This is a genomic window from Bradyrhizobium sp. Leo170, from assembly GCF_004296405.1.
Lineage (GTDB): Bacteria > Pseudomonadota > Alphaproteobacteria > Rhizobiales > Xanthobacteraceae > Bradyrhizobium.
This window is the reverse complement of record NZ_PSRR01000333.1, coordinates 1-9,671: the sequence shown is the minus strand read 5'-3', so window position 1 is coordinate 9,671 and position 9,671 is coordinate 1. Positions and strand designations below refer to the sequence as shown.

Genomic DNA, 9,671 nt, shown 5'->3' with positions numbered 1-9,671 from the left:
AAATTGGATGGATGTGAGTTCGCGGTGAGTCCCCTCACCCGGCGCTACGCGCCGACCTCTCCCCGCAAGGGCGGGGCGAGGTGGAATTCTACGCCGTTGCCATGTCAGGGAAGACCGCCTCGATCTTGGTCTTCAGCGTCGCTGCGTTGAACGGCTTGACGATGTAATTGTTCACGCCGGCCTTCTTGGCCGCGATCACGTTCTCGGTCTTGGATTCCGCCGTGATCATGATGAAGGGCGTGGTGGCGAGGTTGGGATCGGCGCGGACTTCCTTGAGCAGGTCGTAGCCGGTCATCGGCTCCATGTTCCAGTCGGAGATCACGAGACCATATTTCTTGCCGCGCATCTTGTTCAGCGCCGCGGAGCCATCGGACGCGTCGTCGATGTTCTCGAAACCGAGTTGTTTCAGAAGATTCCGGATGATGCGGATCATGGTGCTGTAGTCATCAACCACCAGAACCGACATGGACAAATCAACCGCCATCTTCTCTCCCCCAAACACGCGACTGACGCTTGCGCGAAAAAACCGACAGGCCTGTGCGACCCGCATTCCTCGCCCGAAGCAGTAGCATCATGCGTTAAACAGCGCGTTAACCGGCTTGGGGCGGATTGTGTCCGTTTTGATCCGATTTTCGCCCGCTTGACTTCGATAGTCCCGGCAAGCCACGGTCCGGCCGCACGCGATCATGACCCGATTGGAAGGAAGCGGATCATGATCTCATCTCTTTGTTTGAGCATGATCTTTTCTGAAATCCGGCCTCCACTTTGCGCTAACGCAGCCCTCCGGGTCCGGATCATGCTCTCGTCGGCGCTTAAGAATTCCTGAAGAATCGCACCCAAAATGACCACTCGTTTTACCGTTATCCGCGACAACACCCCCCAGAGCGCGATCCCGAGAGGGGCCGTGGTGGCGATGGGCAATTTTGATGGCGTCCATCTCGGCCACCGCGCCGTGATCGAGGCCGCCCTGCAAATGGGCAAGGCGCATGGGAAACCTGCGCTGGCGCTGACGTTCGAGCCGCATCCGCGCAGCTTTTTCAGCTCGAATACACCGCAATTCCGCCTGACCGACGAAACCAACAAGCTGCGCCTGCTCGCAGGCACCGGGCTTGCCGGCGCCGTGGTGATGACCTTCGACAAGAACCGCGCCGGCACCAGCGCGCAAGATTTCATCCACCATGACCTGATCGAACGGCTCGGCATCAGCGGGATCGCGGTCGGCTACGACTTCCATTTCGGCAAGGGCCGCGTCGGCTCGCCGAGCCTCCTGGTCGCCGAGGCGCCGCGGCTCGGCATCGAGATCGATGTCCAGGCGCATGTCGATATCGAGGAGCGGCCGGTTTCCTCCAGCGCCATCCGCATGGCGCTCGCGGAAGGCCAGATCGCGGACGCCACCGCGATGCTGGGCAGTCCCTGGTTCGTCACCGGCGAGGTGATCCATGGCGAGAAGCGCGGCCGCGACCTCGGCTATCCCACCGCCAACATCCGCCTCGACAAGAATTGCGGCCTGAAGCACGGCATCTATGCGGTGCGCGTCGGACGTGATTCGGAACGCATCGACGGCGTCGCCAGTTTTGGCCGCCGCCCGACTTTCGACAATGGCGCGCCATTGCTTGAAGTGTTCCTGTTCGACTTCAAGGGCGATCTCTACGGCAATTTGCTCGACGTCGCCTTCATCGGCTTCATCCGCGATGAGCTGAAATTCGACAACATTGAAGCGTTGATCCGACAGATGGACGACGACAGCGCCCGCGCCAAGGCGCAACTCGCCGCCGCCCCTGAGGCATTCCCGAAACTCGGAGCGATCGATTGAGCAAGACCGAAAAACAGAAGATGCTGGCGGGCGAATTGTATCGTCCGGGTGATCCGGAACTTCAGGCCGATGCAGCCGCCAACAAGGCCTGGCTCGCGCGCTACAACGCCGCCCTGGCCGCGCCGGCATCGGAACGGCATGCGCTATTGTCGGAACATTTCGGCCATGTCGGCAAGGGCGCGGTGATCCGCCCGCCGTTCTTCTGCGACTACGGCTACAACATTCATGTGGGCGAGGAGGTCTTCCTCAACTTCAACTGCGTCATTCTCGACATCGTCGAGGTCGTTATCGGCGACCGCACCCAGATCGGGCCCGCGGTGCAGATCTATGCCGCCGACCATCCGCGCGATGCCGAGATCCGGCGCACCGGCCTCGAATTCGGCCGACCGGTGCAGATCGGCCGCGATGTCTGGATCGGAGGCGGTGCCATCATCCTGCCGGGCGTCTCGATCGGCGACGACGCGGTGATCGGCGCCGGCAGCGTGGTCACGCGCGACGTCGCCGCGGGCCAAATTGTCACCGGAAACCCGGCCCGGCCCCGTCCGTGATAACCCAGACGTGCTGGCGGCGGGCTTTGCGATTTCCCCCTCCGGCTGCTATGGAAGGCCCCATGTTGATACGGCGCATCATCGGCATTAGCGGCCCGGCTTCCGCCTGAGCTCTCAAGGCTCGGCGCGAGACCGGGATTTTCATGTTCCCCCCGCGATAGATCGCTAAACGCGCCCATCCTAGTCAAACCTGGTCCGATGTCCGAAAAGCCGCAAAAGTCCGACGCCAAAGACTATTCCAAGACCCTGTTCCTGCCGCAGACCGAATTCCCGATGCGCGCCGGCCTGCCCCAGCGCGAGCCGGAAATCCTGAAATATTGGAACGAGATCGACCTCTACGACAAACTGCGCCAATCCGCGAAAGGGCGCACCAAGTTCGTGCTGCATGACGGCCCGCCCTATGCCAATGGCAACATCCATATCGGGCACGCGCTGAACAAGATCCTGAAGGACGTGGTGACCAAGAGCCAGCAGATGCTGGGCTTTGATTCCAACTACGTGCCGGGCTGGGACTGTCACGGCCTGCCGATCGAGTGGAAGATCGAGGAGGAGAACTACCGCTCCAAGGGCAAGCAGAAGCCGGATTTCCGCGACTCGGCGGCGATGGTGGCGTTCCGGAAAGAGTGCCGCGCCTATGCGACGCACTGGATCAACGTGCAGCGGCAGGAGTTCAAGCGGCTGGGCGTGATCGGCGACTGGGATCATCCCTATGAGACGATGACCTATCCCGCGGAGGCGCAGATCGCGCGCGAATTGATGAAGTTCGCAGCCAACGGCACGCTCTACCGCGGCTCCAAGCCGGTGATGTGGAGCGTGGTGGAGAAGACCGCGCTGGCGGAGGCCGAAGTCGAGTACGAGGACTACACCTCAGACACGGTGTGGGTGAAATTCCCGGTCACCTCGCCCGCGCATGGCGTGCTGGCGAAGGCGAGCGTCGTGATCTGGACCACGACGCCATGGACGCTGCCCGGCAACCGCGCCATCAGCTTCTCGCCGAAGATCGCCTATGGCCTCTATGAGGTCACCGACGCGCCCGCCGACAATTGGGCGAAGACGGGTGATCTCCTGATCCTCGCAGATGCGCTCGCGGAAAGCGTGTTCAAGCAGGCGCGCGTCACCGCTTACGAGAAGGTGCGCGATCTGCCGGGCGATACGCTCGACGCGGTGGAAACCGCGCATCCCCTCAAGGGCCTCGCCGGCGGCTACGAATTCACGGTCCCTCTGCTTGCGGGCGATCACGTCACCGACGATACCGGCACCGGCTTCGTGCATACCGCGCCGAGCCACGGCCGCGAAGACTTCGATGTCTGGACAGCGAATACGCGCGAGCTCGATGCGCGCGGCATCAACACCGCGATCCCCTATACCGTCGACGAGAACGGCGCCTTCACTCATCAAGCCCCGGGCTTCGAAGGCAAGCGCGTGATCAACGACGAGGGCCAGAAGGGCGACGCCAACGAGGCCGTGATCGCGGCGCTGATCGAGCGCGGCATGCTGCTCGCGCGTGGGCGGCTGAAACATCAGTATCCGCACTCCTGGCGCTCGAAGAAACCGGTGATCTTCCGCAACACGCCGCAGTGGTTCATCGCGATGGACAAGCCGATCGCGGACGATGGCAAGGCAAAGCCCGGCGACACGCTGCGCGCCCGCGCGCTGCAGGCGATCTCGGTGACGCAATGGGTGCCGCCGGCGGGCCAGAACCGCATCAACGGCATGATCGCCAACCGTCCCGACTGGGTGATCTCGCGCCAGCGCGCCTGGGGCGTGCCGATCGCCGTGTTCGTGCGCGAGAAGGGTGACGGCTCGGCCGAGATCCTGCGGGACGAGGCGGTCAACCAGCGCATCGCTGACGCCTTCGAGCAGGAAGGCGCCGACGCCTGGTACGCCGATGGCGCGCGCGAGCGCTTCCTCGGACAGCTCGCCAATGAGGACTGGAACAAAGTCGACGACATCCTCGACGTCTGGTTCGATTCCGGCTCGACGCACGCCTTCGTGCTGGAAGACCCCGTGCACTTCCCGGGCCTTGCCGGCATCAAGCGCAAGATCGACGGCGGCAACGACACCGTGATGTATCTGGAAGGAAGCGACCAGCATCGCGGCTGGTTTCATTCCTCGCTGCTCGAGAGCTGCGGCACCCGGGGACGCGCGCCGTATGACGTCGTGCTGACCCACGGTTTCACGCTGGACGAGAACGGCCGCAAGATGTCGAAATCGCTCGGCAACACCGTCGAGCCGCAGAAGGTGATCAAGGATTCCGGCGCCGACATCCTGCGTCTGTGGGTCTGCGCGACCGACTATTCCGACGACCAGCGCATCGGCCCGGAAATCCTGAAGAACACCATCGAGACCTATCGCAAGCTGCGCAACACGGTGCGCTGGATGCTCGGCACGCTGCATCACTTCAAGCCGAGCGAGAAGGTTGCCTATGGCGAGATGCCCGAGCTCGAGCGGCTGATGCTGCATGAGCTTGCCGGCCAGGCCGCGATCATCCGCAAGGCCTACGCCGAATTCGACTACAAGACCGTGGTCGCAAGCCTTGCCGCGTTCATGAATACGGAATTGTCGGCGTTCTATTTCGACATTCGCAAGGACACGCTCTATTGCGACCCGCCGTCCTCGATCGCGCGGAAGGCGGCGCTAACCACGATCGACATGATCTGCGATGCGATCCTGAAATGGCTGGCGCCGGTGTTGAGCTTCACCGCCGACGAGGCGTGGCGGATGTACAGGCCCGATGCGGAACCTTCCGTGCACCTGACGCTGTTCCCCGAGGGGCTGGAGAAATTCCGCGACGAGCGCCTGGCCACGAAATGGGAGACCGTCCGCGACATCAGGCGCGTCGTCACCGGCGCGCTCGAGATCGAGCGTGCCGCCAAGAACATCGGCTCGTCGCTGGAAGCTTCGCCGCTGGTCTACGTCTCCGACCAGGAGATGCTCGACACGCTGTTCAACGTCGACCTTGCGGAAGTCTGCATCACCTCGAACGCGATGGTGACCAACCAGGATGCGCCGGAGCATGCGTTCCGCCTCAACGAGGTGCCGGGCGTCGCCGTCGTGGTCGAGAAGGCGGTCGGGCGCAAATGCGCGCGGTCGTGGAAGATCCTGCCCACCGTCGGCGAGGACGCCGAATATCCCGACGTCTCCCCGCGCGACGCGCAGGCCTTGCGGGAGTGGAAGGCGCTCGGGGTTGCCGTGTAACTTGCCCGCATGACCCCTCCCCTTCGCGCCGGCATCATCGCGGCCGTCACCACGCTGATCCTCGACCAGGCGTCGAAGCTCTGGCTCCTGTTCGTGTTCGACCTTCCCCGGCGCAGCGTGGTGAAGGTGACGCCGTTCTTTGACCTGGTGCTGGCCTGGAACGTCGGGATCAGCTTCGGCTGGTTCCAGAGTAACAGCCCGACGGCCCAGCTCCTGCTGATGGCGGTCAAGGCGATCGCGGTGGTGGCGCTGGCGATCTGGATGGCGTACTCGCGTACCCTGCTTGCGACAATTGCGCTCGGGCTGATCATCGGCGGCGCGATCGGCAACGCCATCGACCGCTTCGCCTATGGTGCGGTGGTCGATTTCGCCCTGTTTCACATCCAGATCGGAGAAAAAACCCTCAATTGGTACGTCTTTAACCTCGCGGACGTGGCCATCGTTGCTGGGGTAGCTGCACTATTGTATGATTCTTTTCTGGGGGTACCCGCCGCAAAAGCGCCCTGATCGCGGCCGATACGGCTTTGCAAGCGGGTAGGATTTCATGGGCGGAACCGTGCCTAAGCCGGTGACCGCCCTAGCGAATTTAAAGAGTGGGGAAGAGCGCGATGCGCCACACTGAAGCCAACGCTCCGCAAGCCGATACCTCGACTGCCTGGAAAGCGCTGATGCACGGATTGCGGCTCGCCGCGGTCGGCCTCGTAATGGCCGCAGGTCCCGTACGGGCCGGCGACGATGGGGACGACGAGGACGACAAGACCTTCGAGGAGAAGGTCATCGAAGGCGTCATGAAGGGCCTCGGCGGCACCAACATGGAAAACCGCGGCATCGACTATCGCGAGCGGTCGCCGCTGGTCGTGCCCCCCAACCTCAACCTGCCCGCGCCGGCAGCTTCCGCCGAGGCCAAGGTGCCGAACTGGCCGAAGGACCCCGACGAGGCGCGCCGCAAGGCGGCAATCGCGGCGCGGAAGAACACGAACAAGGATCCGCGCGAAGCCAGCCGCATCCTGTCGCCGAGCGAGCTCGCTCAGAAGAGCGACAAAAAGTCCAGCGGCGGCGAGTCGGTCGACCAGCCCGGCGGCAACCCCGGCGCCAACGCGATTCTCTCGCCGTCACAGCTCGGCTATGAGGGCGGCTTCAGCGGCCTGTTCGGCGGCAGCAAGACGGAGACGGCCACCTTCAAGAGCGAGCCGACCCGGGAATCCCTGACCCAGCCTCCGCCCGGCTACCAGACGCCGTCGCCGAATTTCGCCTATGGCACCGGCCCGAAGGAATCGCTCAACAAGGAATACAACCCGTCGCAGGGCAAGTATGGCGATTAATTAACCTCGTCTCTCGCGTTCGTGAGGTTGGCGGCTTTGCGCGCGCCATATGATGCGCGCATACCCGGGGCAATGTTGCTCCGGGTTTTTTAGATAGGTCCTGATGTCCCAGCACCGCCTTGTGGTTTCGCTTCTTGCCGGATTGCTTTCGACGGCCTCCCTCTCCGCCTCCAGCGCCATTGCCCAGACCACGGTCACCTCGGAACGCCCTGCCAGCTTCACGCTGCACAACGGCCTGCAGGTGGTGGTGATCCCCGATCACCGCACCCCGGTTGTGACGCAGATGATGTGGTACAGGGTCGGCTCCGCCGACGAGACCCCCGGCAAATCGGGATTGGCGCATTTCCTCGAACACCTGATGTTCAAGGGAACGGCCAAGCATCCGGCCGGCGAATTCTCGCAGACTGTGCTCAGGGTCGGCGGCAATGAGAACGCCTTCACCTCCACCGACTACACTGGCTATTTCCAGCGCGTGCCGCGCGAGCAGCTCGGCAAGATGATGGAATTCGAGGCCGACCGGATGACCGGCCTGATCCTGCAGGACGAGAACGTGCTGCCGGAGCGCGACGTCGTGCTGGAAGAATACAACATGCGCGTCGCCAACAATCCGGATGCGCGGCTCACCGAGCAGATCATGGCGGCGCTCTATCTGAACCACCCCTATGGCCGTCCGGTGATCGGCTGGCACCAGGAAATCGAAAAGCTCGGCCGCGAGGACGCGCTCGCCTTCTACAAGCGCTTCTATGCGCCGAACAACGCGATCCTGATCATCGCCGGCGACGTCGAGGCGAGCGATATCCGCCCGATGGTGGAGAAGAATTTCGCCGACATCCCGTCGCAGCAATCGATCCCCGCAAAACGGCTGCGCCCACAGGAGCCGATACCGGTCTCACCGCGCACGGTGACGCTGGCCGATCCGCGCGTCGAACAGCCGACCATGCGCCGCTACTACCTGGTCCCGTCGGCCGCCACCGCCGCGGTGGGCGAAAGCCCCGCGCTCGACGTGCTCGCGCAACTGATGGGCGGCGGCGCCAATTCCTATCTCTACCGCTCGCTGGTGATCGACCGTCAGCTCGCGATCTCGACCGGCGCCAATTACCAGGGCACTGCGCTCGACCCCTCGCAGTTCGTCATCGCCGCAACGCCGAAGCCCGGTGTCGACTTCGCGCAGATCGAGGACGCCATCGACAAGGTCATTGCCGATATCGCGCGGAACCCGCCGCGCGCCGAGGACCTCGAGCGGGTCAAGACCCAGTTGATCGCGGAATCGATCTACGCGCAGGATAATCAGGCGATGCTGGCACGCTGGTATGGCGGCGCGCTCACCACGGGTTTGAGCGTCGACGATATCAGGAGCTGGCCCGAGCGCATCCGCGCTGTCACCGCCGAACAGGTCCGCGAGGCCGCGCAAAACTGGCTGGACAAGAAACGTTCGGTGACCGGTTACTTGATCAAGGATACTGCGCCCAAACGCGAGGAGAAGCGCTCGTGACCTATTCTCTCACTCGGCGTTCGGTCCTCGTCGGCGGCAGCGCGCTCGCGCTGACGACGATGCTCGCGTCGCGCCCGTCGCAGGCCGCAACCAAGATCCAGCGTCTTGTATCGCCCGGCGGCATCGAGGCCTGGTTCGTTCAGGATTCGACCGTGCCGCTGATTGCGATGGAATATGCCTTCGGCGGCGGCGCCAGCCAGGATCCCGCCGCCAAGCCCGGCGTCGGCAATCTGGTCGGCGACCTGCTCGACGAAGGTTCCGGCGATCTCGATTCCAAGACCTTTCATGAGCGGCTCGATCGCCGCGCCATCGAATTGAGTTTTTCCTCGCAGCGCGACAATTTCCGCGGCTCGCTGCGCATGCTCAAGGACAACAAGGACGAGGCCTTCGACCTGTTGCGCTCAGCACTGACCTCGCCGCGCTTCGAGGCGCCCGATGTCGAGCGCATCCGCGCGCAGGTGCTCTCCAACCTGCGCCGCGAATCCACCAACCCGAGCTCGCTTGCAGGCCGTAAATTCCTCGAAGTTGCGTTCGGCGACCATCCCTACGGCCGGGGGGCCCAGGGCACGCTCGAGAGCGTGCCGACGATCGAGATCGCCGAGCTCAAGGACTATGTCCGCCGCGTGCTCGCCAAGGACACGCTCAAGGTCGCCGTGGTCGGCGATGTCGATCCGGACACGCTCGGCAAATTGCTCGACAAGACCTTTGGCGGGCTGCCGGCCAAGGCCACGCTGACGCCGGTCGCCGACATCGTCGCGGCCAAGCCGCCGCAGCGCGCCCTCATTCCGCTCGACGTGCCGCAAACGGTCGTGACCTTCGGCGGCCCCGGCATCCGCCGCAACGAGCCGGATTTCATGCCGGGCTACGTCGTCAACCACATCCTCGGCGGCGGCGGATTGTCCTCGCGGCTTTACCGCGAAGTGCGCGAGAAGCGTGGGCTGGCTTATTCCGTCTATGGAGCGCTGGTCTGGATGGAGCACTCCTCGCTGTTCATCGGCAATACCGGCACCCGCGCCGATCGCGCCGGCGAAACGGTGGACGCGATCGAGAAGGAAGTCCGCCGCATGGCCGAGGAAGGCCCGACCCAGAAGGAGCTCGACGAAGCCAAGTCGTACCTGAAGGGTTCGCAGATGCTGGCGCTTGATACCTCGTCGAAGCTCGCGCAGGCGATGCTGCAGTATCAGACCGACAAGCTGCCGATCGACTACATCGAGAAGCGCAACGCCATCGTCGACGCGGTGACGCTGGACGACGCCCGCAAGGTGTCGCAGCGGCTCTGGGGCCAGGGCCTGCTCACA

At 63.7% G+C, this 9,671-nt stretch carries 8 protein-coding genes; 7 read left to right on the top strand and 1 reads right to left on the bottom strand.

All coding sequences use genetic code 11. The features are described from left to right. Positions 1-88 precede the first annotated feature (88 nt). Positions 89-484 carry a response regulator gene (locus CWO89_RS35565; RefSeq protein WP_100419632.1) on the bottom strand — a complete coding sequence of 132 codons (396 nt, stop codon included), beginning with the start codon at positions 482-484 and terminating at the stop codon, positions 89-91. 357 nt (positions 485-841) lie between these two features. Here CWO89_RS35565 and CWO89_RS35560 point away from each other — a divergent pair, with 357 nt between their 5' ends. From CWO89_RS35560 to CWO89_RS35530, 7 genes are all read left to right on the top strand, one after another. Continuing rightward, a complete protein-coding gene (locus CWO89_RS35560; protein WP_130583089.1) occupies positions 842-1,813 on the top strand; it encodes a bifunctional riboflavin kinase/FAD synthetase in 972 nt (323 codons plus the stop codon). Beyond that, positions 1,810-2,361, top strand: coding sequence for a sugar O-acetyltransferase (locus CWO89_RS35555; RefSeq protein WP_130583088.1), 552 nt, complete (start codon positions 1,810-1,812; stop codon positions 2,359-2,361). The genes CWO89_RS35560 and CWO89_RS35555 overlap by 4 nt, the downstream gene beginning before the upstream one ends. A 198-nt stretch (positions 2,362-2,559) precedes the next feature. Further along, the gene (gene ileS, locus CWO89_RS35550) at positions 2,560-5,559 is read left to right on the top strand and encodes an isoleucine--tRNA ligase (protein ID WP_130583087.1); all 3,000 of its coding nucleotides are present in this window, start codon (positions 2,560-2,562) and stop codon (positions 5,557-5,559) included. Between the two features lie 9 nt (positions 5,560-5,568). Further along, positions 5,569-6,066: a signal peptidase II gene (gene lspA / locus CWO89_RS35545; RefSeq protein WP_130583086.1), complete on the top strand. Its 498-nt coding sequence runs from the start codon at positions 5,569-5,571 to the stop codon at positions 6,064-6,066. 101 nt (positions 6,067-6,167) lie between these two features. After that, positions 6,168-6,881: a hypothetical protein gene (locus tag CWO89_RS35540; RefSeq protein ID WP_130583085.1), complete on the top strand. Its 714-nt coding sequence runs from the start codon at positions 6,168-6,170 to the stop codon at positions 6,879-6,881. A gap of 103 nt (positions 6,882-6,984) precedes the next feature. After that, positions 6,985-8,373: a M16 family metallopeptidase gene (locus tag CWO89_RS35535; RefSeq protein WP_130583084.1), complete on the top strand. Its 1,389-nt coding sequence runs from the start codon at positions 6,985-6,987 to the stop codon at positions 8,371-8,373. 59 nt (positions 8,374-8,432) lie between these two features. Continuing rightward, the coding region (locus CWO89_RS35530; protein WP_165421460.1) for a M16 family metallopeptidase at positions 8,433-9,671 on the top strand (1,239 nt) is incomplete at its 3' end.